Source organism: Legionella yabuuchiae (assembly GCF_900640115.1).
GTDB classification, from domain to species: Bacteria; Pseudomonadota; Gammaproteobacteria; order Legionellales; family Legionellaceae; genus Legionella_A; species Legionella_A yabuuchiae.
In genome coordinates this window covers 1-25035 of the sequence record NZ_CAAAIW010000011.1, presented here as the reverse complement: position 1 = coordinate 25035, position 25035 = coordinate 1, and the positions used below count along the sequence as shown (strand labels likewise).

Here is a 25035-nt window from a genome sequence, read left to right as displayed (position 1 = left end):
CTAACGTTCATGTACTAATAAAAACTATAAAGGGGATAGGCGTGAAATTAAAATCACTGATGACCATTGGTTTGCTCGCAAGCGTTGCAACAGGCCCGGTTCTTGCCGCAGATGCGTTAACTCCGGCTCAGAAAAAGGAAGTTGAGCAAATTATTCACGAGTATCTGGTTAAAAATCCAGAAGTACTCGTGGAAGTGTCACAAGCGTTGCAGCAGAAACAACAACAAAGCATGCAAGAAAAAGCAAAAAGCGCGATTTCTGAGAATGCAAAGCAGTTGTTTACTGAAAATTTAGCGGTTGCTGGGAATCCGAATGGAAATGTAACGCTGGTTGAGTTTTTTGATTATCAGTGCATTCACTGTAAAAAGATGATGCCTGTGATCAGTGAGCTTATTAAGAAACATGATAATCTTCGTGTGATTTATAAGGAATTCCCTATCTTTGGTAAAAGCTCTGAGTTAGCCTCAAAGGCGGCTCTTGCGGCTGCGATGCAAGGAAAATATAAAGCCATGCATGATGCGCTGCTGTCTGAAAATAAACGCCTTGATGAAACGGTGATTATGGATGCAGCTAAATCAGCTGGGCTGGATATTTCTAAGCTCAAGAAAGATATGGACAGTAAAACAGTAACTGCCGCGTTAGAAGCAAATCGCGAGCTGGCTGAAAAAATGAACCTCATGGGTACACCTGCCTTTATCGTTGCTGCAACACCCAAAGGGCAATTTAAGAAAAACAGTGATCCTGCCTTTATTCCAGGTGCTGCCAGTGAAGAAGTGTTGCAAAACCTGATTGAGCAAGCAGGAAAATAATTACAAACTATTGTATACTTCAGGCAATTCTTTGCCGCTCTAACGCGCCTTGGCTTGTCCCTGGAGTCTAGAATAAAGCAAGCATTAGACTCCTGGGTAAACCCGAGGCATAGGCTGGTCTACAAGAGAGGCATAGGTATTTGGGGTTATAGGGCATCTAAGATACGTGGTCATTTAGTTCAGTCTGATGATGCCTTTTCTGCGTAGTTCGGGATTCATTTAGTTTTTCCCTTCTGTTTGAGATTTACATGACAAAGCCAAAAACCTTCCAGGACATTATTTTAACGCTCCAACATTATTGGGCGTCACAAGGATGCGTGATTTTGCAGCCGCTGGATATGGAAGTGGGCGCAGGAACCTTTCATCCTGCGACCTTTTTGCGCGCAATTGGCCCAGAACCGTGGTCGGCTGCTTATGTTCAACCTTCTAGACGGCCTACGGATGGGCGTTATGGCGAAAATCCGAATCGTGTTCAACATTATTATCAGTTCCAAGTGGTGTTAAAACCCTCACCACTCGATATTCAAGAAAAATATCTCAATTCTTTGCGTGCCCTAGGAATTGATCCTTTAAAAGATGATATTCGTTTTGTTGAAGATAATTGGGAGTCTCCAACGTTGGGCGCTTGGGGGCTTGGTTGGGAAGTGTGGCAAAATGGCATGGAAGTGTCCCAATTTACGTATTTCCAGCAAGTAGGCGGCTTAGTCTGTAAACCCGTCACCGGTGAGTTAACCTATGGCCTGGAACGATTGGCAATGTTTATTTTAGGGTATGACAGCTTGTTTGATATGCCTTGGAGTGATACTGAACATGGAACGGTTACCTATGGCGATGTGTTTCATCAAAACGAAGTTGAGATGTCGGCTTATAACTTTGAGCATGCGAATGTGGATGCGCTGTTTAATCAGTTTGATTATTATGAGCAAGAAGCCGAACAGCTAGTAAAACTGCAGTTGCCTTTGCCTGCTTATGAAATGGTCATGAAAGCTTCCCATGTGTTTAATTTGCTCGATGCTCGTCATGCGGTGTCGGTTACCGAGCGTCAGCGTTATATATTACGGGTTCGGCAGTTATCGAGAGCGGTAGCGCTTGCTTACTACCAAGCGCGCGAAGCGCTTGGTTTCCCAATGCTAAAGGTGTGCGATGGCGAGTGATTTATTATTTGAGTTGGGTACCGAAGAATTACCCTCAGGTTCCGTTTGGCCTTTGGCTGAAGGGTTAGCCAATAATCTAATGGCTGGATTAAAGAACGCTGAGTTACAGTTTGGTCTAGTGAAATCCTATGCTACGCCCCGACGTATAGCGGTATTCATAAAAGAGGTTCAAGAGACTCAGCCAGATCAAACTATTATTCGTAAAGGGCCAGCGGTGACCGCAGGCTCTGATTCGCAACAAAAATCTTCCCAGGCTTTGCAAGGCTTTGCTCGATCATGCGGCGTTTCGGTGGATCAATTAAGTCAGACGCACACAGATAAAGGTTCCTGGTGGATTTATGAAGCTATAAAACCTGGCGCTGATACAAAAAAGCTTTTGCCAGAGTTGATTGCTGAAGCAATAGCTGGTTTGCCGGTTCCTAAGCCCATGCGTTGGGGAAGTAGTGAAAACGAATTTGCGCGTCCGGTTCACTGGGCTGTTTTATTATTTGGGGATGAAGTTATAGAGACCACGCTTTTAGGCGTCACGACGGGCCGTGATAGTGTTGGTCATCGCTTTCATTATCCTAAACCCGTTAAAATTGATTCGCCTTCGGATTATGAACGTGCACTAAGAGAGGCATTTGTTGAGCCAGATTTCTTTCAACGTAAGCAACGCATAATTGAGCAGGTTGTTAAGTTGGCTCGTGAGCATCAGTTTACTGCGATTATGCCAGAGCCGCTAGTGGATGAAGTGACCTCAATTGTTGAATGGCCACACCCTTTGCTGGCGCAGTTTGAGTCAGAGTTTTTAGAAGTCCCTGCAGAAGCGTTAATTGCCTCCATGCAGGCTCATCAGAAATGCTTTGCTTTACAAGATGCAACAGGGCAATTGCAGCCTTATTTTATAACGGTCTCTAATATTATTAGCGAAGCTCCTGAACAAGTCGTGGCAGGTAATGAGAAAGTGATGCGCGCACGGTTAAGTGACGCGTCCTTCTTTTATAAGCAAGATAAAAAGAAATCCTTATCTGATTATGCAAAAGCCACAGAGGCCGTGGTGTTTCAAGCCAGGCTCGGGAGTCTTGCAGATAAAACAACGCGCATTAAGACTTTAATGGAAGCCTTGATTCAACCATTGAATCTGAACCAAACTCATGCTTTACGAAGCGCAGAACTGTGTAAGTGTGACTTAATGACTGGCATGGTGGGTGAGTTTCCTGAACTACAAGGGGTTATGGGCTATTATTATGCAATGAATGATCATGAGCCTGAAGCGGTGGCCATTGCGATAAAAGAACAATATTGGCCTCGTTTTTCTGGTGATGAGTTGCCTTCGACCACTCTTGGTACAGCGTTATCTTTGGCCGATAGGCTGGATACGTTGGTGGGTATTTTTGCTATTGGCCAAAAGCCAACAGGGGTTAAAGATCCGTTCAAACTACGACGGCATGCGTTGGCAGTGGTTCGTCTGCTGATTGCAACCCCCGCTGCAATTAATTTATCGACCTTAGTGCAGCAAGCATTACATAGCTATAGGACAACCCCAAAACTTAATCACCAAGCGGTCGAGGAATTAATCCCATTTATTTTGGAACGAATGCAGTCCTATTATCAAACTCAAGAGGTATCTCAAGATCTTGTGTTAGCCGTTCGAGCGCGCCAGGAGGATTGGCTTTATGATACGGATATGCGTATAAAAGCACTGATGGATTTTGTGCACTTACCAGAAGCCGTTAGTCTTTCTGCCGCATGTAAACGGGTCAACAACATTGTGCAAAAAGCAAATTTAACCAATGGGCTTCAAGAGGTTAAATCGGAGTTATTACAAGAGGTAGAAGAAAAGGTCTTGTTCGAGAAAATTCAGCAAATGGAGCAGTTTGTTAAACCGCTGTATTTGATTGGTAACTATGAAGAAATACTGAGCCACTTAGCGACGCTTCGCCAACCTGTGGATGCATTTTTTGATAACGTGATGGTCATGGCAGATGATGAAGCCCTTAAACGAAATCGACTCAGTCTTTTAACGCGCCTTCAAATCTTATTACAAGGGGTGGCTGATATCTCCTTATTAACGATAGAGAAATGACGAAACTTATTATATTGGACCGTGATGGAGTGATTAATAAAGACTCCATGCACTACATTAAATCGGTTGATGAATTTAAGCTCTTACCTGGAAGCCTTCAGGCGATTGCGATGTTGACTAAAGCAGGGTATCGCATTGGTGTCGCCACAAATCAATCAGGGATTTCGCGCGGGTATTATGATGAGGCGAAGCTAGAGAAGATTCATGAAACGCTACTCACTCGCGTTCGTGAGGCGGGTGGCGCTATCGATGTGATTGAGTATTGCCCTCATATGCCTGATTATGGCTGCCCATGCCGTAAGCCAAATCCGGGCATGTTGTTAGCGATCGCTGAGTATTTTAATCAAACGATCACAGGGGTTCCTTATGTCGGCGATCGAGTCTCTGATATTCAAGCCGCCGAAGCGGTTGGCGCCAAGCCGTTGCTAGTATTCTCAACGATGACTGACCGTGTTGGGCTTAAAGCTTATCCCCATGTTCCGGTATTCAACAGCCTGTTGGAATGTGTAGAAACCTATTTATTAACGCACGATGCTTAAGCCCGTTGTTGTTGGTTATACAGAGGAATCTTTGCGAGAAAATGCCAAAGCGCTTGCAGCCCAACTTCATTTAGAAATCAATCACGATAAATTCCCACAGTTGACGTTGACTTCTGAGCGTTTGGAATTAAGAACGACTAGGTTTTTACCTATGGCGGTTGATTTCGAAGACGTATCTCGCAAACGACGACTTGAGGGCAAAAAACAAGGATTAATTCAAGCTTGCAAACCAGATTCAGGCGTAACCATCCTTGATGTTACTGCTGGGTGGGGAAGAGATGCGGCGATTCTAGCAGGATTTGGTGCTAATGTTATCATGATTGAGCGCAACCCAATTATGGCCGCCTTACTTAAAGATGGGTTAAAGCGACTTGATGAATCTTCGTCTCTTAAGCCGTTATTGTCTTTACACCATGAAGATGCAAAATCGTATTTAACTGCCTTGTCAGAACCTGATTACCCTGAGGTCATCTATATGGATCCAATGCATCCCACCCGACAAAAATCAGCGTTAGTCAAAAAGGAAATGCAGCTTCTGCAACAACTGTTAGGAGCCGATGAGGATGCTCTAGAGCTATTGGAGAGTTCACTTAAAAGAGCCAAAAATAGGGTCGTCGTAAAATGGCCACAACGCCAACCACCCTTAAAGCCCTCCCAGATAAGCTATCCAGGCAAAACGATTCGTTTCGATGTCTACAAAACGTAGCCCGGTTGCTCAGAACCGGGAATAACGAACACAGCGACTTCAAAAAACTCTTTAAGCAAATTCACACAATTCTTCACGAAGCCGTTTTTCTTCCTCTAACTCTTCGATTCGTCTTCGTCTCTCTAATTTTGTGGTGAGGCATCCTGCATCCGCGGCATCAAACAAATCATCAATTCCTACTTCAAAATCCTCAAACTTCTTAGCGCTCATTGCTAATCTCCTTTACTGCCTTTAAGTCCATGGCCAGGGCTTCTGTAATCTATATCGCTTTTGGATTTGATTGCGTATAGTTCTTGCCCTTCATAAGAAAAAATACCAGATTTCTTGCTTAAGGAACAGAAAAATTTGTTTCAATGAGTCAACGGGTTGGTGCATGTATCGCTATAAAAGACCGAATCAAAGGATTGGGATGGTTCAAAAATGCATTTTGAACGATTAAGGCGATAAAAGGCGTAAACGCCTTTTATCGCCAATAAACATAGCTTATGGTGCTGCTTGGTGTATGGGTGGTGTTTCTGCAGATGGTTGTTCCGTAGAGGATTCTTTTTTCATTCCCATTAGATCCTCTTTAATTTGGTTTGTGCGTTGAGCAGAAACTTTAGGCGTAAGTGTTTCTTTTTGGGTCTTAAGGAATTGAGCTCTTTCTTCGATGGCTTTATAGCGATCGTTTCGGCCTTTAAATACCTCATCTATTTTTTTCTCTACGCCATTTATTTTGAGGGTAATATTTTTGCTTTCAAAGCCACTTTTTCGACAAGCTTCATACGCTTCTGCAGCAAGTTTCATACAACGCTCAGGATCGGGATGATCAATATCCATGGTAATAGTGTCATAACCACTCGCTCTCACCATTAAGGCAAGGCTTTGGAGATCCTCTTTCATTTTACTGTTCCAACCGCGATGATAAGCGGTGCTAAATAATGGCCTTGGCATTTGAATTGAGAATTCACCGTTCCCATGTTTATTAATATTAAGACCAGTTTGAGTCTCTAATACAGGCAAATCTTCAATTTTTATGCCTTTAAATAAAGCAGAACTACCATCTTCATCTCCAATTTGAATGGTAACACCTGCACCAGGAGATTTACGATTCTTTTCATAGAGTTGATCGATATAGGCTTTTATCGCTTCATTTTTATTGTAGAGGCCAGCCAGAGCAAAGATTCGGCTGTTTTCAGACTCAATCTGATTAAGTATTTCGCGGTGGCTGTTTGCAAGCGGCTCAATTGCTGCCTTGGTATAGGTTGATTGTGAGCTTTTGAATGAATCAGTAATTTTTTCAATTGCAGCATCTATTTTTTTATCGCTCTGGTTATCCGTAGATGCGATGTTTAATAATTTAGCCAACTGATTTCTATTATCAGGATCTTTAAATAGCTTAGTAAGTTTTTCGAGATCCTTCTTATTTTGCGCGGCTAGTGCATTTGATGCTTCTTGTTCTAAACGTTTCACCGTTTGTTGTAGTTCGTAGATGTTTAATGAGCCATCAGCCGCATTAATTTTGCGATTTAACGCCGCAATTTGTGTTTCATAGGCTTGTTGTTCCTTAAGAAACGAAGGATCTGGCTTTGTAATTGACTCAATTTCTTTACGAAGAGCGTTTTGGTTAGAATTATCCTCTTTAATATCCTTTGATAATTCTTTGAGGGTTTTATCACGAATGTCCTGAATGCTACTTTGACGTTTTTCCAGATATTGAGTAAATAGCTCAGCGCCTTCCATGCCTTTTCCAAACCCCATGCTCTTTGAAAATTCTGCAATAATGGCTTGCTGCTCTTCAGGCGTTTTTAGGGTAGAATACTTACCTGGTCTATAAATACTTTTATATGCCTGATGTGCTGCTAGAAGTTCAAGTAACATAATTCACCCGAAAAATTTAAAAAATCTTATAATAAGTATATCATTAAAATCTTAGCTTAAACTTAAGTACACTTATTCCCACAGGGCAACCGCATCTAAACGGATACTATGAAATCAAAATGCCTACGTTCCGCGCTTTATGCGCGGAATCTAGTCTCGTACATTGTTCAAGATCAACTGGATGCCGTGCATAAAGCACGGCACGTAGACAAAAACAAACTTTTTAGTGTTTAAAATTTAGATGCGGTTACCCTACTTATTCCCAGGCAGGAATGGCGCCGTCGCCAAAGAGCAATTTGGCTTTTTGTTTAACTTCTTCTGAATGCATGGCTTTAACAAACAACTCAAGTTGCGGCTTTTTCTCACTATTGCTTTTGATGACAATAATATTGGCATAAGGCGAGTCTTTGCTTTCTTGCAATAACCCATCGCGGCTTGGGCTTAACCCGGCGGGAATGGCAAAATTAGTGTTGATGACGGCAAGATCGACATCATCCAGCACACGGGGTAACTGAGCCGCATCAAGCTCTTTAAATTTAAGCTGTTTTGGATTGGCGACTATATCTTTAACATCCGGATTTTGATTAGAAGATAACCTAATTAATCCTGCTTTTTGCAATAGTAGTAAGGCTCTGGATTCGTTGCTTGGATCATTTGGAATGGCAACGGTTGCTTTTACGGGTATATTGTCTAAGGTTTTAAATTTTTTAGAATAAATTGCCGTTGGGTAAATAAACGTTTTGCCAATGGCTTCCAACTCATAACCATGAGCTTTTTTCGATGCCTCTAAATAGGGCTGATGTTGATAAATATTGGCATCTAAACTGCCATCTTGGAGCGCTTCATTGGGTAAGTTGTAATCGCTAAACTCAATGATTTTAACATTGAGGTCATATTTTTCTTTAGCGACTTTTTGCCCTACTTCCACTAACTCTGTTTCAGGCCCGGCAATAGTGCCCACAACAATCGTATTCGGTGATGGTTTGCTGCAGGCAATTAAAGTGAGTGTAAGAATAAAAACAAGGATAAAGCGCATTAAATTCTCCGATATAAATACAGGGTAACTCCCCAGGTACGTCATCCTGAGCGTAGCGAAGGATCTCAAAATGACTAAATCGAAGCCAGATTTTGGAGATCCTTCGCTACGCTCAGGATGACGAAGCACCTATTTGTTTTAAACTAAAACAAAATTTGCAGGTACCTGGGGAGTTACAATACAGGTTTGATGGTAATTCGATGGTCGTTAAGTATATTTTCGAACCAAATAATCACCAGCCATTTGTAACGCTTGAACTATGATAATTAAAATTAATACCGTCGCCAACATGATAGTTACATTAAATCGCTGATAACCATAACGTATCGCCAAATCACCTAGCCCACCGCCGCCGACCGTGCCGGCCATAGCCGAATAATTCACTAAGGTGATTGCCGTCACCGTAATCGCATGAATAAGTTGGGGTGTGGCTTCTGGCAATAACAGAAGGCGAATCATTTGCCAGGTATTGGCTCCCATCGAAAAACCGGTTTCAACTAACCCTTCGGGAAGGCTTTGATAAGCATTATCAACTAAGCGAGCAAAAAAAGGTGCGGCTCCAAGGGTTAAAGGAACCATAGCCGCGTGAATCCCAATAGAAGTACCCACAATAAATCGCGTAAACGGGATTAACGCGACTAAAAGGATAATAAAGGGGATAGAACGGCTAATGTTTATGAGGCCTGCAACCAATCGATGCAACGTGGGGTGAGGCTTAATATTTCCACTGCTAAATAATAGGGTTCCTAAGGGCAATCCTAACATTGCGGCAAATAAAGTACTGGCGAAAACCATATACAGCGTTTCACCTGTTGCGATGAGTAAATCATATAGCATCGTCGGTGACATAACCTAAAATCTCCACACTAAGACTGAATTGATTACAGCGTTGAATAAATTGTTGTAACTGGGTTTGATCTGCGGATAATTCAGCCACCAATACACCGCAGGTGAGATGATCAAAGCGATCAATGTTCGCCAGTAAAATGTTGATGTCTAAATGAAGTTCACGACTGGTTTGACTAATAAAAGGAACCGTTGCGCCTTTGCCTTCAAACAAGATTCGTACCAGAGGCTTGTCGTTTACCGCTTGACTAATATGATGTTTTAAACATACGGGTAGTTCAGGGCTTAATTGTGCATAAAGCATGTTTCGAGCAACGCTTGTTTTATCCTTGAAAACATTGGCTAATTCGATGGTTTCAATGATTTTGCCTTTTTCCATGACGGATAAGCGATTGCATATTCGTTTAACCACGTCCATTTCATGGGTGATTAAAACAATCGTAATCCCATACAATTGATTTATCTTTTTTAACAGTGACAAGATAGCATCGGTGGTTTCAGGATCTAAGGCAGAGGTTGCTTCATCACATAATAAGAGTTGGGGAGAAGCGCTTAATGCTCGCGCAATAGCCACGCGTTGTTTTTGGCCGCCGCTTAATTGCTGTGGATACGCTTGGGCTTTATCCTCAAGACCAACTAAAGGTAAAAGCTCATTAATCTTAGTGTTGATGGCCTGTTCATCCTGGCCTTGAATGCGCATTGGCAAGGCTATATTGTCGTAGACCGTTCTAGAATTAAGCAAATTAAAATGCTGAAAGATCATACCCATTTTATATCGAGCTTGCCGTAATTGACTAGGGCTCAATTGAGTCAAGTCTTCGCCGTCAACCATCACTCGTCCTTCATCCGGTGGCTCTAATAGATTAAGACAACGTAACAGCGTCGATTTACCGGCGCCACTTTTTCCAATAATGCCAAAAATTTCACCCGCCGGGATGGTTAAGTTAATATCATTTAAAGCGACATGCTTGCCAAAGGATTTTTTTAATCCTGCCAGTTTAATCATGGTGATACCAAGGTTTGACAACTGCGGGGTTCGGAAGAAGAGGGGAGGGTTCTGCCCGCTTTAGCCGTATTTTCAAGGGTTGACGTTATCAACCGTTTGAGCGCCCGCAAGCTGTGAGTTCAAATCAGCGCTAAGGAGATTATACATTTTTTATTTAATTATACAAATCAGCGAGCGATTTAAAGTACTCCAGCGCTTCGGGATTGGCTAACGATTGAGTATTGTTTACAGGTTGCCCATGTATAATCTTTCGAACCGCCAATTCAACGATTTTATTGTTAATGGTGCGAGGTATATCTGGAACTTGAATAATTTTTGCCGGAACATGTCGAGGGGAGGCGTTGGTTCGAATGGTTTGCCGAATGGTGTTTTTTAATTCTTCGGTTAAGGTTAATCCCCCTTTTAAGGTTACAAATAAAATCACTCGAACGTCCTCTTGCCACTCTTGACCGATGACCACACTATCGACCACCTCAGGGATTTTTTCGACTTGGCGATAAATTTCGGCCGTTCCTATTCGAACGCCGCCAGGGTTTAAAACCGCATCGGAACGGCCATAAATAATTAAACCATGATGTTTGGTTAACTCAGCAAAATCACCGTGGGCCCAAACCCCAGGAAATCGCTCAAAGTACGCTTCTTTATATTTGGTGTTGTCTTCGTCTTGCCAAAATCCAAGGGGCATGGAAGGAAATGGCTTTGTGCAGACGAGCTCTCCTCGTTTTTCTTCCATGGGCTTTCCCTTCTCATTAAACACCTTCACACTCATGCCTAAACCAAGGCACTGAAGTTCGCCGCGATAAACGGGCAAGATTGGGTTGCCTAGCGCGAAGCATGAAACAATATCAGTTCCGCCTGAAATTGACGACAGTTGAAGATCCGACTTAATGTGTTCATAAACAAAATCATAATTTTTCGGCAGAAGAGGGGAGCCTGTGGACAATAGGCAACGCAAAGCGCTCATTGGATAATGCTTTGCGGGAAAGGCTTCGGATTTTTCGACCATTGAGAGAAATTTAGCGCTTGTGCCAAACACAGTAATCTTTTCGGAATCAATCAACTGAAACAGACGATAAGCTTCTGGAAAATTAGGGGAGCCTTCATACAAAACCAACGTTGCGCCAAGCGCTAGAACCGACACCATCCAGTTCCACATCATCCAACCACACGTGGTATAAAAGAACAAACGGTCTTCAATGCCGATGTCTGTGTGAAGCCCTAATTCTTTGATGTGCTGCAATAGAGCCCCGCCTGCGCTATGAATAATGCATTTTGGTTTTCCAGTGGTTCCTGAGGAAAACAAAATATATATTGGATGAGAAAAGGGGAGTGAAGCAAAGGTGAGGGGGGCCTCAATATCACAAAATTGTTCCCACAACACCGTTTTAGGGTATGAAGAGCAATTTAACGGCTTATCCTTTAGCATTGGGCAAACCACCACCTGCTCTAAGCTTGGCATTAAGTTTAGAAATTCTTGTAACTTCACTAAATCCTCATGAGTTTTGCCATTGTATTGATGTTGGTCGCTGAGAAATAATAGCTTAGGTTCTAATTGACCCAAGCGATCAACGGCTGCTTGCACTCCAAAATCTGGCGAACAGGAGGACCAAATGGCGCCAATTGACGCGGAAGCTAAAAAAGCAATCACGGTTTCTGCAACGTTCGGCATAAACGCCGCAACACGATCGCCCGATTGAATGCCAGCTCTTTTTAAACCTGCTGCACAACGGGCCACAGTGTTTTTCAATTCAGAATAGGTTAAAACGGTACGTATGTTTTGTTCATTTAAAGCAATAATGGCAGGTTTGTCTGGTGCTCCATTTAAGAGTTTTTCTGCGACGTTAAAGTGAGCGCCTTGAAACCATTTCGCATTGATCATGTGGTCGTAATCACTTAAAACTTGAACAGGCGGCGTGTCGAATTCAATGGTAAAAAACTCACAAAGTCTCTGCCAAAAGAGCGAGGGGTTTTGTACCGACCAATCGTGTAACGACTGATAGCTCTTAAACGATTCTGATTCGGCTTTTGAAACATAGTGCATAAATTGCCACATGCGGGTTTGTTCAGGGTGTTTTGGGTGCCAAATTGCCTTGCTCATTCTTACATCCTTTTCGTCATCGACCGTAGCGTTGCTTTAGGTTGTTGTTGGGTAATACAATGAATTCCACCGCCGCCAGCAAACACGTCCAATGCATTAATTTGTTTGATGGCAAAATTCGGAAATAATTGGGTAAAGAGGTTTAAAGCGGCTTGATCCTGTTTTTCACACTCAAAAGAGGGCATCACGATGGCGTTATTGGCAAAATAAAAATTAATATAGGATAAGGTTAAGCGCTCACCGCCTAAATAGGTCGCTGGTGGTTGTTCAACGGGATACACGTCAAGTCTACGCCCAGAGGCATCGGTTGCAGTCCTTAAGAGCTCCAAATTTTCTTGAAGCGTGTAATAATTAGGATCGTGTTTATCTTCCGTATGCAATGCTAAGACTTTTCCGGGTGCAATAAAACAAGCCAGCTCATCAATATGGCCGTTCGTTTCATCTCCCAATAACCCTTTATTGAGCCAGATTATTTTTTCTCCTCCAAGATAGTCTAAGAGGTAATCTTCAATATCTTTTTGTGAAAGATAAGGGTTACGGTTTGGGTTTAGCAAACATTCACGCGTGGTCAAGATGGTGCCCTGACCATCAACGTGAAATGATCCGCCTTCCATCACTAGAGGCGCATGAAAATAGTGCGCCTCGGTTAGCTCGATCACTGCCTTAGCGATTTGATTATCAAGGACGTAATCTTCATAATTTTTACCCCAGGCGTTGTGAATCCAATCTACTGCCCCTAATTCGCGTTGTGCATTTAATAAGAACGTGGGGCCAGTGTCCCTCGTCCAAGAGTCGTTTATAGGATGAGGAATTAAGCGAATGGTTGAATTGCAAAGTGCCGTGGCCTGGACGCGTTCAGAAGGATTGACTAATACATTGACCGGTTCAAATTCGGCGATAGTGTTGGCGACCTTAGCGTAGGCGATCCTAGCCCGCTCTAAACCAATTTTTTCCCAGGTCTCTTCTCGACAAGGCCAAGCCATCCAGCATCCTTCATGAGGATGCCATTCGGCAGGCATACGAAAACCGGCTTGCTTAGGAGTCATGTTATCTCATCGCTATTTGCAACATTAAATGCATTCTACTCAGCAGGGATTGGCCAATAACGCGTTGGCAACTTTTGATTGATTTTTCCGCTTAAGCACGTTGCACATCTTGTCTCCAGCCACAACCACTTTGTAAATATCAACCCCTGTTTCAACGCCTAACCCATGCATGAGGTACAGAACGTCTTCAGTGGCGACGTTACCCGTTGCGCCTTGCGCATAGGGGCAGCCCCCTAATCCTGCCACTGAACTATCAAAGCGATTAACGCCATAGTCCAATGCAGCATAGATGTTGGCTACGGCTTGTCCATAAGTATCATGAAAATGCATCGCAATTTGATTAAATCCCATGCTCGCTGTGACCGCATCTAACAAGGCACGGGTTTGTTTGGGAGTACCAACGCCTATAGTGTCGCCAAAACTGATTTCATTCACGTTCAAATTTAATAATTGTTCAGCCACATGCATGACTTGTTCTGGAAGAATTTTCCCTTCGTATGGGCATCCCAACACACAGGATATATAAGCTCGAACCGGGATGTCATGTTGGTTTGCTAGTTCCATAACCGGCTTAAATCGCTCAATGCTTTCAGCAATCGAACAGTTAATATTTCGTTGATTAAAGGTGTCACTGGCTGCAGTAAAAATGGCGATCTCTTGAACTCCGGTTTCAACGGCTTTTTGCATGCCTTGTTCATTAGGAATGAGAACGGAATAAGACACGCCTTTGGTTTTTTTAATGCCTTGGTAAACTTCAATGTGATCGGCCAATTGCGGAATTGCTTTCGGAGAAACAAAACTGGTGACCTCGATGTGTTTGAGCCCCGTTTCGGTCAATGAATTGATAAAGTCAATTTTAGCTTGGGTATCAACAAATGACGGCTCATTCTGTAACCCATCACGAGGGCCTACTTCAATAATCGTCACTTGGGAAGGAAGATTCATTGCAGTCCTGTTTAAGTTAAGATCTCCATTTACGTATGGATACACACCAATGATTCTATTATGGTGCTAACGTTATGAAAAAGAAAGATGTTATGCCTAAGACGGCTGAGGTTCTTCAGCATCCGCACTCTTTAACTCTACCAGCTGCACACCTTCTTTAACTTGGCTCCCTACCTCGTAATAAACATCGGTTATCAGACCGCTTTGGGGGGCAACGATGGCATGCTCCATTTTCATCGCCTCAAGCACCATTAAAGTGTCGCCCATGTTAACGTTTTCGCCTTTTTTCTTAAGAATGGCAACAACGGTTGAAGGCATCGGGGCGGTTAATTGTGCATCCAGAGCATCACTAGCCCTTGTTTTTTCCCAATTAAAACGAGAAACGGTTACCGGACCATTGTCTAGATAGATAACGAATTTGTCAGCATCATGTTGAACCCACACGCTTCGGGCTTGTTGACCATCATCATAACGCAATAAATTATTTTCAACGTTAATGCATAAGGTTAGGGATTTATCCTTTAGTTCAATTTTGACTTCTGTAGAAGAGATGGGATGAATTAAAACGTCATAGGATTCTTGTTCAATAAGATAACGTTTGCGCCATTGACTGGACAAATGCATTTGCCAAGCAAACGTGTCTTTAACTAATTCCGAGTTTAATCCAGGTTGTAAATCCCAGTAATCAAGGGCGGCTGCTAAAACAATGGCTAGCTCAACATCAGGGGCAGATAAGCGGATTTTTTCGCGCGTTAAAAAGTCCGTACTGAGTTTGGCGTCCGCAAATTTGGGGTGAGTGACGATGGCTTGTAAAAAAGAAAGATTGGTTTTTACGCCACCGATATGATAATTCGTCAATGCGTGCTGCATACGTTTCAACGCTAAAGAGCGGGACTCTCCATAGGTAATGAGTTTTGCAATCATCGGGTCATAATACATAGTAATCTTAGAGCCGAAGGTTACCCCTGAATCAATTCGAATGCCTTCTCCTTGGGGCTCTTTAAGAAATGTCAATTGACCGATGGAAGGCATAAATTCATGGCTGGGATCTTCTGCATATACGCGACATTCTATGGCATGCCCCTGGTGGGTTATGTTGTCTTGACTTAACGGTAACGGTTCATTTGCAGCAATGCAAAGCTGCCATTCAACCAAATCAATCCCAGTGATGCATTCGGTTATAGGATGCTCGACCTGAAGACGAGTGTTCATTTCCATAAAATAAAACTGTTCATCGTGGCCAACTAGGAATTCAATGGTTCCTGCACCTCGATAATCAATTTTTTGAGCCACGGTAATGGCAGCTTTCGCCATGTTCTCCCGTAAGGATTGAGATAAATTTGGAGCAGGGGCTTCCTCAATGATTTTTTGATGACGGCGTTGAATGGAACAGTCTCTATCAAACAAATGCACCACATGGCCAAAATTATCGGCCATTATTTGGAGTTCAACATGGCGAGGATTGACGATGAGTTTCTCAATGATCATCGTATCATCACCAAAACTTGATTTTGCTTCTCTTCTTGCGCCAGCAAGTGATTCTGAAAATTCCTTTTCAGCAAGAACGGCTCGCATGCCTTTGCCACCACCGCCTGCTGCGGCTTTTAACAAAATCGGAAAACCAATTTTCTTTGCTTCACAAAGCAAAGTGTCATCGGATTGATCTTTTCCATGATACCCAGGGGTTAAGGGAACGTCGGTATTGTCCAAAAGCTGTTTCGCTAATTGCTTAGAAGCCATAGCTTGCATAGCGGAGACGGAAGGCCCAATAAACACCAGTTGAGCGGCTTTACAGGCTTTAGCGAACGTCGGATTTTCGGATAAAAATCCATAGCCAGGATGAATGGCTTCGGCTCCTGAAGCAACCGCTGCTTGAATAATGGATTCAATATTTAGGTAGCTTTCTGAGCTTGGTGCATTGCCGATATAGAAGGCTTCGTCTGCAGCTTTGACATGAAGGGCATCGCTATCTGCAAAAGAGTAGACCGCTACCGTTTTTACTCCTAAGCGTTTAGCGGTGCGTATAATCCGGCAAGCAATTTCACCGCGGTTAGCAATTAAAATTTTTGTAAACATGATAGCCTCACTAGACCTAAGCGATATTTTCTAATCCCAAGCTGGAGTTTCTTTATTCAAAAAAGCATTTAATCCACGTTGACCTTCTTCAGAGACACGCTTTTTAGCAATGAGCAACGCCGTTTCATTAATTAATGCTGCGGTTATAGGTTTATTCTGTACGAACTGAACCAGTTTTTTGGATTCTTTGACCGCTTCTGGCGCGTTTTTAGTCAGAGTTTCGGCAAATGTCGTCGAAAACGATTGCAAGGTCTCTTGAGGTACACAGTAATGAACTAATCCAAGCTCATAGGCTCGCTTTGCATCAATGACTTCGGCGCTCATAAAGAGCCAGGAAGCGACTCTTGCTCCTAGTGCATGGACAACATAGGGACTGATTACAGCAGGTATTAACCCTAATTTTACTTCAGAAAAACAAAACTTAGCGTTTTCTGAGGCAATGGCGACATCACAAGCCGCCGCTAAGCCTGCCCCTCCGCCATATGCTGAGCCTTGCACTACAGCAATGGTCGGTTTAGAACTACGGTTAAGCGCGTGCATCACGTTGGCCAATACGGTGGCGTCAGCCACATTTTCTTGCTCGCTGAATTCAGCCATGCGCTTCATCCAGGCTAAGTCAGCGCCCGCTGAAAAGTGCTTGCCATTGGCGTTCAATACCACACAACGAATGGTTTCATTGGTTTCTGCTTGTTCAAGTAAACGCAATAATTCAGCTAAAAGCTTATCATCAAATGCATTGTTCTTATCGATGCGGTTTAAAGTGATCTTAAACACTTGATCGTGCAATTCATACAGGACGTCACTCATAATCGTTGGATTTCCTACATTCTAAAAACACCAAAAGGAGTGTCTTCAATGGGGGCATTCATGGCCGCAGATAAACTTAATCCCAACACTCGCCGAGTATCTTTTGGAGCGATTACGCCATCATCCCAAAGCCTAGCACTGGCGTAGTAAGGATTTCCCTGGGCCTCATATTGCGCGCGTAATTTCGCTTTGAAGGCCTCTTCCTCTGATTCAGGCCATGTGCTGCCTTGCTTGTTGTGTTTTTCGCGGTTGATTTGAGCGAGAACATTTGCTGCTTGTTCTCCACCCATAACTGAAATACGTGAATTTGGCCAAGACCATAAGAACCTTGGTGAATAGGCTCGACCACACATGGCATAATTTCCAGCGCCAAAGCTGCCGCCTACGATCACAGTGAACTTGGGAACATTTGCGTTGGCGACCGCCGTCACCATTTTGGCACCATGCTTCGCAATCCCGCTTGCTTCATATTTACTGCCAACCATAAACCCCGTGATGTTTTGTAAAAATATCAAAGGAATTTTACGTTGGCAGCATAATTCAATAAAATGAGTTCCTTTTAATGCGCTCTCGCCAAATAAAATACCATTATTCGCTACAATTCCAACCGGATAGCCATAAAGATGGGCAAAGCCGCAAACCAGGGTCGTCCCATATAAGGCTTTAAATTCATCGAACTCTGAGCCATCGACAATTCGGGCGATGATTTCGCGAATATCAAAGGGTTTGCGCGGATCGGTTGGGATGATGCCATTAAGTTCCGATTCAGCGTATGCTGGATCTTTCGATTCAATTCTTACCGTTGATATTGGCTTGATGCGATTCAGATTTTTAATGCAGCGACGCGCAAGGTGCAACGCGTGTTCGTCATTTTCAGCATAATGGTCAGCGACCCCTGATTCTCGACAATGTACTTCTGCCCCACCTAATTCTTCCGCACTAATGACTTCCCCTGTGGCGGCTTTCACTAAAGGCGGCCCACCAAGAAAAATGGTGGCTTGATTTTGAACCATAATGGATTCATCAGCCATCGCTGGTACGTAAGCCCCTCCAGCAGTACACGACCCCATCACCACTGCAATTTGAGGGATGTTTTTGGCTGAAAGATTGGCTTGATTAAAAAAAATACGACCGAAATGATCACGATCTGGGAAGACTTCGTCCTGCAAGGGCAAGAAAGCTCCGCCAGAATCAACCAGATAAACGCAGGGCAAATGATTCGCCTCGGCAATGTCTTGCGCGCGTAAATGTTTTTTGACCGTAAGTGGGTAGTAAGTTCCGCCTTTAACGGTTGCGTCATTAACCACAATGACACATTCTTGACTATGAATTTGACCAATGCCAGTAATTAAACCCGCGGCAGGGACTTTATCTTCATACACGTTATAAGCGGCTAACTGGGACAATTCCAAAAAAGGACTGCCCGGATCGATTAATTGTTGTAATCGCTCCCGTGGTAATAATTTTCCATGTTTTAGATGACGTTCTCGTGCTGTTTCACCGCCACCTAGCGCGATATCGGCCACGGTGTTTTGTAACGTCTCGACTAGAGCCAGCATGGAGGCTTCGTTTTCCTTGAATTCAGAGCTCGCTGGGTTTAGTTTGCTAATAATTTTTGTCATTGAACCTTATCCAATCAATATTTTACTTAGGACAATCACCAACCACAAAAGCCAGGTAATTTGAATAAAATAGGGCATGTTTTTCCCTTTAATTAGTCGATAAATTAAGGCAGGTATGGCGGCAATGAGGATTGGAATGATTACCAAAGAAAAGACACGTCTTATCATAATTCCTAACTCGCTCTGGCTAAAGACCGGAGCGAGTTTGAGATTTACAAACGTATAGAGCATGTCGAGATATACAATGATCATCTGAGCGTACTCAGCAAAGACCACAATAATGATGCTCAGCAATAGATAAATGAATCCCTGTTTTAATATTGTATTTCGTACCATCATGTCATCCGCTGAGTGATAAATTATAGAAGTTCAAGCGCGATGGCTGTCGCTTCTCCTCCACCAATACATAACGCTGCGACGCCACGTTGTTTATGTTGTTCTTTTAATGCATAAAGCAAGGTGACGATGATGCGAGCGCCTGATGCACCAATGGGGTGGCCTAGAGAACAAGCGCCACCATGGATATTGACCTGCTCAATATCCAGTTCAAGATCGTTTATGGCGGCCATTGTGACTACAGCAAAGGCTTCATTGATTTCATACAAATCAACATCATCTGGCTTCCAGCCAGCCTTTTCCAATACTTTTTTTATTGCAGTGACTGGCGCTGTTGTAAACCACTCAGGTGCTTGGGCGTGACCTGCGTGTGCGACAATTCTTGCTAAGGGCTTGATTCCTCGCTTTTCAGCCTCTTCTGCCGTCATTAAAATGAGACTGGCAGCACCATCGGATATCGAACTGGAATTAGCAGCAGTTACGGTGCCATCGGGTTTAAAGGCTGGTCGTAGCTGGGAAATTTTGGCTAATTTTTTCTCATCAGGGCCTTCATCGCGGTCAATGATAATCTCTTCGGATTTGGTTTTAACGGTTACGGGTGCAATTTCTAGCTTAAATTGACCAGCTTGCTCCGCTTTAATTGCTCGGGACATGGATCGTTTAGCAAATTCATCTTGTTCTTCACGGCTAAAATTATAACGCTCGGCCGTTTTTTCAGCAAAAACACCCATTAATTTCCCACGATCATAAGCGTCTTCGAGACCATCTAAAAACATGTGATCTTTTAATTCACCATGACCTAAACGATAACCGCTTCTGGCTTTTGATAGTAAATAGGGCGCATTACTCATGCTTTCCATACCGCTGGCTAATACAACCTTTGCGGAACCCGATTTAATTAAGTCATGTCCAAGCATTACGGTTTTCATGCCTGAGCCACACATTTTATTGACGGTGCTGGCTGGGGTATGATCTGGTAGTCCTGCAAATTTTGCCGCTTGTCGAGCAGGGGCTTGGCCAATACCGGCTTGTAACACACAACCGCTAATGACTTCATCAATATCGGAAGGATCAATACCTGCTTGAGCTATTGCAGCTTTATGGGCAACGGCACCCAATTCTGGAGCTGATAGTGAAGATAAATTTCCCAACATGTTGCCCGTTGGGGTGCGTTTGGCGGCAACAATGACGATATCGTCCTGGTTCATATGCATTCCTTTTTTAATCGATAGTGGTGGTTAGAGACCTAAGCGCCTGTTTCTTTAAAAAGTTCTCGGCCAATCAGCATTCGTCGAATCTCTGATGTTCCGGCACCAATTTCATAGAGCTTAGCGTCTCGAAGCAGTCTTCCTGTGGGATACTCATTAATATACCCATTTCCTCCCAGAATCTGAATGGCTTGTAGCGCCATTTGGGTCGCTTTTTCAGCTGTATATAGAATAACACTGGCTGCGTCTTTCCGGCTAACTAAACCTTGGTCACAGGCATTTGCCACGGCATAAAGATAAGCCCGAGAAGCATTCAGTTCAGTATACATATCGGCAACTTTACCCTGAATAAATTGAAATTCTCCGATAGATTGATTGAACTGTTGACGCTCATGGATATAGGGCAAAACCACATCCAGACAAGCCTGCATAATTCCTACAGGGCCTGCGGCTAATATGGTTCGTTCATAGTCAAGCCCACTCATTAAGACGTTCACGCCTTCATTAAGTTCGCCTAAAATATTTTCTTTAGGTACTTCGCAATCTTCAAAAACGAGCTCGCAGGTGTTAGAGCCACGCATACCAAGTTTATCGAGCTTTTGAGCTGTCCTAAATCCTTTAAACCCCTGTTCGATAATAAAGGCGGTGATGCCCCGACTTTTAGCTTCCTTATTGGTTTTAGCATAGACCACCAATACATCCGCATCAGGACCATTGGTGATCCACATTTTGGTGCCATTTAGCTGATAATAGTCGCCCTTGTTTTGAGCGCTTAATTGCATGCTGACCACATCCGAACCCGCGTTGGATTCACTCATCGCTAAAGCACCAATGTATTCACCGCTGACTAGTTTGGGCAAATAGGTTTGTTTTTGGCGCTCTGTGCCATTCAGATAAATTTGATTAACGCACAAATTTGAATGGGCGCCATAACTTAAGCCAACAGAGGCAGATGCGCGAGAAATTTCCTCCATGGCAATGGCATGAGCTAAATAACCCATATTAGCCCCGCCGTACTCTTCACTCACGGTGATACCTAGTACGCCTAAATCTCCTAACATTTGCCAAAGATGATTAGGAAAAGCATTTTTGGCATCAATTTCAGCGGCAATAGGAACAATTTCGCGCGATGCGAATTGATGGACGCTGTCTCGTAAAAGATCATAGGTCTCGCCAAGAGGATGTTTTAGACCATGGTGCATAAGAGACTTCCTGTTGCTAATTCAAATACGATAGACTATACCTCTCATAATTCAAGTTGTGAAGCTTGCGGAGTTATTTATTATATACCCATTCCACCTGAAGATATTGGGATTTTCAGATGGAATGGGTATAAAGTATGAAGGAGTAAGGCCATGCGTGAATTGGTACTTTGGGGCCACCATGTTGAAGAATATCGCGAGATGTTTGATTTATCCTGGTCTGATTTTGATAAAAGAATTCTAGAATATGGGTGTGGGCCCAGTGCGATTAATTCAGAATTAAATGAATCAACAAATCATGTGGTGAGTTGCGACCCTTTATTTACTTTAGATAAATCCACGCTCTTTACCAAAGTCTCGTTAATTTTTGATGACATGGTGGCCAACGTTAAGCAGGATCAAGATAAATTTGACTTTAGCCGGTATAATGGTTTGGAAAGTCTTATTGCTAAGCGTCGCCAAGGCATTCAGGAATTTTTTGCCGATTATGAACAAGGGCGCGTAGAAAGCCGTTATGTTCCAGTGAAAGACATTACGTTACCCTTTGCTGACTTTTCGTTTGATGTTGCTTTAAGTTCGCATTATCTTTTTGCAGATCTTGATGACCAGGATGTTTCATTCCATCTAAAGGTTATCAAAGAATTGGCCAGAGTCGCTAAAGAAGTTCGTATTTTTCCTTTAATCGATCGCGACGGTCAACCTTCCCCGTTTCTAGGGCCGGTTTTATTAGGCTTGCAACAGGAAAATTATGGCACTGAGGTAAGAGAGGTTCAATATGCTTTGCAACAACAAGGTAATGCGATGCTCAGAGTATGGGCCCAGCAATGTGATGTGAGTGAATAATTTATGTATTCACTCCTTCGTCCTCTTTTATTTAAACTAGACGCTGAAAAAGCCCATAATCTATCACTTAAAGCATTGCACGTTGTTCCTAAGTTCTGTTTTTCCTCACCCGCGAAAAAGCCAGTAAAAGCAATGGGGTATGAATTTCCTAATCCAGTTGGCCTGGCCGCAGGGTTAGATAAAAATGCCTTGCATTTGGATGCGTTATCTAAACTTGGATTTGGCTTTATCGAAGTCGGAACAGTAACGCCTCGTCCCCAACTAGGAAACAATAAGCCTCGTTTATTTCGTTTGCCTGAAGCCAAAGCGCTAATTAACCGTATGGGCTTTAATAACCATGGTGTAAATGAGCTGATAAATAATGTTCAAAACGCTCGTTACCAAGGGATTTTAGGGATCAATATTGGAAAAAATAAAGACACTCCTTTGCAAGAAGCGTCAGAAGATTATATAACCTGTTTTAAAGCGGTTTATCCTTACGCTTCTTATGTCACTATTAACATCTCATCTCCAAATACCCCAGGGTTACGGCAACTACAACAGGGCGACTTTTTTATTGATTTAATCAGTGAATTGCGCGATGAACAGCTACAGCTTTCAGACCAACACCAACGTTATGTTCCTCTCGTCGTCAAAGTTTCACCAGATGAAGAAGATGATGATTTAAAAAGAATGGCTGAGATTATTGTCAATCAAGGGATTGACGGTATTATCGCAACGAATACTACCGCGGCGCGAGAAAAAGTGGAGCAATTTTCTCATGGAAAAGAGGCCGGTGGTCTGAGTGGGAAACCATTAGCCAGTCGCGCTACTCACTGTTTACGTTTAATAAAAAGCGTCGTTGGAAATCAAGTTTGTTTAATTGCTTCCGGTGGAATTGATAATTCTAATACTGCACAGGAAAAACTAGCTGCTGGGGCCAATTTGTTGCAGGTTTATACGGGGTTGATTTATGAAGGCCCTGGCCTTGTTTCAAAGCTGGTTAGGGAGCTTCCCTAACCGTCATAATAATGTGAGGAAGCTATGAATTACATTTTTAAAGTTAGTATGCTGCTTATTTCCTTGTTTCTAGCCTCTGTTTCATTTGCCTCAGAGGTTCGTTTTTCACAAGCATTACTGTTCAATGGAAAACCCATTGATCCTCTTTGCTTTTATGAGTCAGAAGATACGGGTGGAATGGTCGATTTAGCGACTTGTGGATTACACTCTGAACCAGGCCGCAGCATCACCGGAAAGAATACTCATTTAACCGATAAAGGATACTTCGGATATGATTATGCTTGGAACATGAATCAAGCATTTACGAGTCAGGGGTATAGTTATTACAAGCCCCTAGGAATGCTTGGTCAGTCTGTCATTGTAGAAACGTTAAATAATAGTGGCGGAACGGGAGCGTTTTCTTCAATTAGTCTTGTCACTCGCGATAGCAATCAACTTAAAATCACACCTTTTCACAGTGGTGACCGGTGTAATAATGGAATTGATGAGGTTAAGCGCGTTGAAAATGAAACTGGTGCTCATTTAGTGTATAGCATTAATTTGACACCTTATGATTTCCTTACTTTGGCGAACGATAACCCGCATCAAGTTAAGGCGTACGATGAGCTATCCGCTTGTGCTGCCTGTTGTGTCGCAACCGCAGTTTATGAACGAAGCATTGGTCCTGAATTTGATAAAGAGACGTTGTTAAATATTAACCTGAACGCTCAACAAGATGTGGATGATGGGGAAAGCAACTTTGGCCCGAAATATCAAGGCTGCTTTGATAAGTTGTTACAAACGTATCATAAACAATTTAATGGCAAATTACAGCCGGATGAGTTAAAGCAATTTACTCACGCCTTTAATCAACAATGTGTTGAATTATCTAAGAAAAAATAGCGTAGCATAGATGGTTTCTTTTGTGAGCATTGTTTAGAATTATTTGCTATAAAGATATACCAAATAAGGCTTTTCGGAGAATTCTACAAAAGAATCCGGCAACTGTTTGTGGCGTTTGGAAAAGTAGACATTTACTGTTCTTTAGATCACTTGATGAATCACGTGGGTTACAACACCCCAAATCACTAACTCTTGCTCTTCAGTAATGTCAATGGGTTCAAACTCCGGATTTTCGGCCACCAATCGTACTTTACCCGCCTTACGGGAAAGACGTTTAACGGTAAGCTCGCCATCGATGGCAGCGATCACAATTTTGTTATGGCTAGCTTCTAAGCTGCGATCAACGACTAAAATATCGCCAGATTGAATGCCGGCATTAATCATTGACTCTCCTGCTGCTTTTACAAAAAAGGTAGCGGCGGGGTGTTTAATTAAATGGGTATTTAAATCCAGCTTACGTTCAATATAGTCATCCGCAGGGGAGGGGAAACCTGCTCTTACCGTACTGCCATATAAAGGCAATGCAAATGCTTCGCTTTCTTGATCTAAAAAAGCTAACACCTCCTCTACTCGTGAAATGGGCACACGCATTGATTTAGTGGGTTCGCCATATTTTCCCTGTCCTTTAGGCCGACCAGCACCAGGTCGGACTCCACCGTGTTTATTCATGAAATTAGACGGATGAATTAAGTAACATAAATCAAGTATAATGATGTTGCCGATTACGGGCAAGAGTTTATTTGCATTAGGCTTCTCTGTACATGACAAAAAACCTGTCATGCCCGCGCAGGCGGGCAACCATCCATCAAAATAATCCGATGCCCAAATCAAGCCACTGGGAGTTGTTTTGCTCGATAAGGTTTATTTTCCATTGTCGGTTCCACTTCTTGATGCGTTTTTCTCTGGTTATTGCTTCGTAGACATCAGAATGAATTTCATAATAAACC

23 protein-coding genes are annotated in these 25035 nt (G+C 42.9%); 8 read left to right on the top strand and 15 right to left on the bottom strand.

Going from position 1 to position 25035, the window contains the following annotated elements:
* The first annotated feature begins 41 nt into the window (after positions 1 to 41).
* From E1O47_RS05680 to E1O47_RS05660, 5 genes are all read left to right on the top strand, one after another.
* Positions 42 to 809, top strand: coding sequence for a DsbA family protein (locus E1O47_RS05680; RefSeq protein ID WP_133130302.1), 768 nt, complete (start codon positions 42 to 44; stop codon positions 807 to 809).
* Positions 810 to 1057: 248 nt separating this feature from the next.
* Positions 1058 to 1963 carry a glycine--tRNA ligase subunit alpha gene (gene glyQ, locus E1O47_RS05675; RefSeq protein WP_133130301.1) on the top strand — a complete coding sequence of 302 codons (906 nt, stop codon included), beginning with the start codon at positions 1058 to 1060 and terminating at the stop codon, positions 1961 to 1963.
* Positions 1953 to 4031: a glycine--tRNA ligase subunit beta gene (gene glyS, locus E1O47_RS05670; protein ID WP_133130300.1), complete on the top strand. Its 2079-nt coding sequence runs from the start codon at positions 1953 to 1955 to the stop codon at positions 4029 to 4031. The genes glyQ and glyS overlap by 11 nt, the downstream gene beginning before the upstream one ends.
* On the top strand, positions 4028 to 4570 hold the full coding sequence (gene gmhB / locus E1O47_RS05665) for a D-glycero-beta-D-manno-heptose 1,7-bisphosphate 7-phosphatase (RefSeq protein WP_133130299.1): 543 nt from the start codon (positions 4028 to 4030) through the stop codon (positions 4568 to 4570). Before glyS ends, gmhB begins: the two co-directional genes overlap by 4 nt.
* Positions 4563 to 5276: a class I SAM-dependent methyltransferase gene (locus E1O47_RS05660; protein ID WP_133130298.1), complete on the top strand. Its 714-nt coding sequence runs from the start codon at positions 4563 to 4565 to the stop codon at positions 5274 to 5276. Before gmhB ends, E1O47_RS05660 begins: the two co-directional genes overlap by 8 nt.
* Before the next feature lie 51 nt (positions 5277 to 5327).
* Here the strand turns inward: E1O47_RS05660 and E1O47_RS12245 are convergent, their stop codons facing one another.
* From E1O47_RS12245 to E1O47_RS05595, 14 genes are all read right to left on the bottom strand, one after another.
* Positions 5328 to 5486, bottom strand: coding sequence for a PA3496 family putative envelope integrity protein (locus E1O47_RS12245; protein ID WP_165475044.1), 159 nt, complete (start codon positions 5484 to 5486; stop codon positions 5328 to 5330).
* Between the two features lie 273 nt (positions 5487 to 5759).
* Complete coding sequence (locus tag E1O47_RS05655) at positions 5760 to 7136, bottom strand: hypothetical protein (protein WP_133130297.1); 1377 nt, start codon at positions 7134 to 7136, stop codon at positions 5760 to 5762.
* A 256-nt stretch (positions 7137 to 7392) separates the two neighbouring features.
* Positions 7393 to 8172 carry a MetQ/NlpA family ABC transporter substrate-binding protein gene (locus E1O47_RS05650; protein ID WP_133130296.1) on the bottom strand — a complete coding sequence of 260 codons (780 nt, stop codon included), beginning with the start codon at positions 8170 to 8172 and terminating at the stop codon, positions 7393 to 7395.
* Positions 8173 to 8379: 207 nt separating this feature from the next.
* Positions 8380 to 9021, bottom strand: coding sequence for a methionine ABC transporter permease (locus tag E1O47_RS05645; RefSeq protein WP_133130295.1), 642 nt, complete (start codon positions 9019 to 9021; stop codon positions 8380 to 8382).
* The gene (locus tag E1O47_RS05640; protein ID WP_133130294.1) at positions 8999 to 10024 is read right to left on the bottom strand and encodes a methionine ABC transporter ATP-binding protein; all 1026 of its coding nucleotides are present in this window, start codon (positions 10022 to 10024) and stop codon (positions 8999 to 9001) included. The genes E1O47_RS05645 and E1O47_RS05640 overlap by 23 nt, the downstream gene beginning before the upstream one ends.
* Before the next feature lie 154 nt (positions 10025 to 10178).
* Positions 10179 to 12122: an acetoacetate--CoA ligase gene (locus E1O47_RS05635; protein ID WP_133130293.1), complete on the bottom strand. Its 1944-nt coding sequence runs from the start codon at positions 12120 to 12122 to the stop codon at positions 10179 to 10181.
* A 2-nt stretch (positions 12123 to 12124) separates the two neighbouring features.
* Positions 12125 to 13168 carry an agmatine deiminase family protein gene (locus tag E1O47_RS05630; RefSeq protein WP_133130292.1) on the bottom strand — a complete coding sequence of 348 codons (1044 nt, stop codon included), beginning with the start codon at positions 13166 to 13168 and terminating at the stop codon, positions 12125 to 12127.
* 39 nt (positions 13169 to 13207) lie between these two features.
* On the bottom strand, positions 13208 to 14113 hold the full coding sequence (locus E1O47_RS05625; RefSeq protein WP_133130291.1) for a hydroxymethylglutaryl-CoA lyase: 906 nt from the start codon (positions 14111 to 14113) through the stop codon (positions 13208 to 13210).
* 96 nt (positions 14114 to 14209) lie between these two features.
* Positions 14210 to 16189, bottom strand: coding sequence for an acetyl/propionyl/methylcrotonyl-CoA carboxylase subunit alpha (locus tag E1O47_RS05620; protein ID WP_133130290.1), 1980 nt, complete (start codon positions 16187 to 16189; stop codon positions 14210 to 14212).
* A gap of 30 nt (positions 16190 to 16219) precedes the next feature.
* On the bottom strand, positions 16220 to 16996 hold the full coding sequence (locus E1O47_RS05615; RefSeq protein WP_133130289.1) for an enoyl-CoA hydratase-related protein: 777 nt from the start codon (positions 16994 to 16996) through the stop codon (positions 16220 to 16222).
* Positions 16997 to 17010: 14 nt separating this feature from the next.
* Positions 17011 to 18618: a carboxyl transferase domain-containing protein gene (locus E1O47_RS05610; protein ID WP_133130288.1), complete on the bottom strand. Its 1608-nt coding sequence runs from the start codon at positions 18616 to 18618 to the stop codon at positions 17011 to 17013.
* A gap of 6 nt (positions 18619 to 18624) precedes the next feature.
* Positions 18625 to 18939 (bottom strand): hypothetical protein, encoded by a 315-nt coding sequence (locus tag E1O47_RS05605; RefSeq protein WP_133130354.1) that lies wholly within the window; start codon positions 18937 to 18939, stop codon positions 18625 to 18627.
* Between the two features lie 38 nt (positions 18940 to 18977).
* Positions 18978 to 20162, bottom strand: a complete 1185-nt coding sequence (locus E1O47_RS05600) for a thiolase family protein (protein WP_133130287.1) — start codon at positions 20160 to 20162, stop codon at positions 18978 to 18980.
* 38 nt (positions 20163 to 20200) lie between these two features.
* Positions 20201 to 21364: an isovaleryl-CoA dehydrogenase gene (locus E1O47_RS05595; RefSeq protein WP_133130286.1), complete on the bottom strand. Its 1164-nt coding sequence runs from the start codon at positions 21362 to 21364 to the stop codon at positions 20201 to 20203.
* Positions 21365 to 21517: 153 nt separating this feature from the next.
* Between E1O47_RS05595 and E1O47_RS05590 the strand changes: the two genes are divergently transcribed.
* The 3 genes from E1O47_RS05590 to E1O47_RS05580 are packed head-to-tail and all read left to right on the top strand — an operon-like array spanning position 21518 to position 24088.
* Positions 21518 to 22207, top strand: a complete 690-nt coding sequence (locus E1O47_RS05590) for a class I SAM-dependent methyltransferase (protein WP_133130285.1) — start codon at positions 21518 to 21520, stop codon at positions 22205 to 22207.
* Between the two features lie 3 nt (positions 22208 to 22210).
* Positions 22211 to 23206, top strand: coding sequence for a quinone-dependent dihydroorotate dehydrogenase (locus E1O47_RS05585; RefSeq protein WP_133130284.1), 996 nt, complete (start codon positions 22211 to 22213; stop codon positions 23204 to 23206).
* A gap of 24 nt (positions 23207 to 23230) precedes the next feature.
* Complete coding sequence (locus E1O47_RS05580; protein ID WP_133130283.1) at positions 23231 to 24088, top strand: hypothetical protein; 858 nt, start codon at positions 23231 to 23233, stop codon at positions 24086 to 24088.
* Positions 24089 to 24229: 141 nt separating this feature from the next.
* Here the strand turns inward: E1O47_RS05580 and E1O47_RS05575 are convergent, their stop codons facing one another.
* Complete coding sequence (locus tag E1O47_RS05575) at positions 24230 to 24757, bottom strand: LexA family protein (protein WP_133130353.1); 528 nt, start codon at positions 24755 to 24757, stop codon at positions 24230 to 24232.
* Positions 24758 to 25035: the final 278 nt, after the last annotated feature.

Coding starts and splice junctions, on each gene's coding strand:
- glyQ (WP_133130301.1), top strand. CDS start 1,058: ATGACAAAGCCAAAAACCTTCCAGGACATTATTTTAACGCTCCAACAT.
- glyS (WP_133130300.1), top strand. CDS start 1,953: ATGGCGAGTGATTTATTATTTGAGTTGGGTACCGAAGAATTACCCTCA.
- gmhB (WP_133130299.1), top strand. CDS start 4,028: ATGACGAAACTTATTATATTGGACCGTGATGGAGTGATTAATAAAGAC.
- E1O47_RS05660 (WP_133130298.1), top strand. CDS start 4,563: ATGCTTAAGCCCGTTGTTGTTGGTTATACAGAGGAATCTTTGCGAGAA.
- E1O47_RS12245 (WP_165475044.1), bottom strand. CDS start 5,486: ATGAGCGCTAAGAAGTTTGAGGATTTTGAAGTAGGAATTGATGATTTG.
- E1O47_RS05655 (WP_133130297.1), bottom strand. CDS start 7,136: ATGTTACTTGAACTTCTAGCAGCACATCAGGCATATAAAAGTATTTAT.
- E1O47_RS05650 (WP_133130296.1), bottom strand. CDS start 8,172: ATGCGCTTTATCCTTGTTTTTATTCTTACACTCACTTTAATTGCCTGC.
- E1O47_RS05645 (WP_133130295.1), bottom strand. CDS start 9,021: ATGTCACCGACGATGCTATATGATTTACTCATCGCAACAGGTGAAACG.
- E1O47_RS05640 (WP_133130294.1), bottom strand. CDS start 10,024: ATGATTAAACTGGCAGGATTAAAAAAATCCTTTGGCAAGCATGTCGCT.
- E1O47_RS05635 (WP_133130293.1), bottom strand. CDS start 12,122: ATGAGCAAGGCAATTTGGCACCCAAAACACCCTGAACAAACCCGCATG.
- E1O47_RS05630 (WP_133130292.1), bottom strand. CDS start 13,168: ATGACTCCTAAGCAAGCCGGTTTTCGTATGCCTGCCGAATGGCATCCT.
- E1O47_RS05625 (WP_133130291.1), bottom strand. CDS start 14,113: ATGAATCTTCCTTCCCAAGTGACGATTATTGAAGTAGGCCCTCGTGAT.
- E1O47_RS05620 (WP_133130290.1), bottom strand. CDS start 16,189: ATGTTTACAAAAATTTTAATTGCTAACCGCGGTGAAATTGCTTGCCGG.
- E1O47_RS05615 (WP_133130289.1), bottom strand. CDS start 16,996: ATGAGTGACGTCCTGTATGAATTGCACGATCAAGTGTTTAAGATCACT.
- E1O47_RS05610 (WP_133130288.1), bottom strand. CDS start 18,618: ATGACAAAAATTATTAGCAAACTAAACCCAGCGAGCTCTGAATTCAAG.
- E1O47_RS05600 (WP_133130287.1), bottom strand. CDS start 20,162: ATGAACCAGGACGATATCGTCATTGTTGCCGCCAAACGCACCCCAACG.
- E1O47_RS05595 (WP_133130286.1), bottom strand. CDS start 21,364: ATGCACCATGGTCTAAAACATCCTCTTGGCGAGACCTATGATCTTTTA.
- E1O47_RS05590 (WP_133130285.1), top strand. CDS start 21,518: ATGCGTGAATTGGTACTTTGGGGCCACCATGTTGAAGAATATCGCGAG.
- E1O47_RS05585 (WP_133130284.1), top strand. CDS start 22,211: ATGTATTCACTCCTTCGTCCTCTTTTATTTAAACTAGACGCTGAAAAA.
- E1O47_RS05580 (WP_133130283.1), top strand. CDS start 23,231: ATGAATTACATTTTTAAAGTTAGTATGCTGCTTATTTCCTTGTTTCTA.
- E1O47_RS05575 (WP_133130353.1), bottom strand. CDS start 24,757: ATGAATAAACACGGTGGAGTCCGACCTGGTGCTGGTCGGCCTAAAGGA.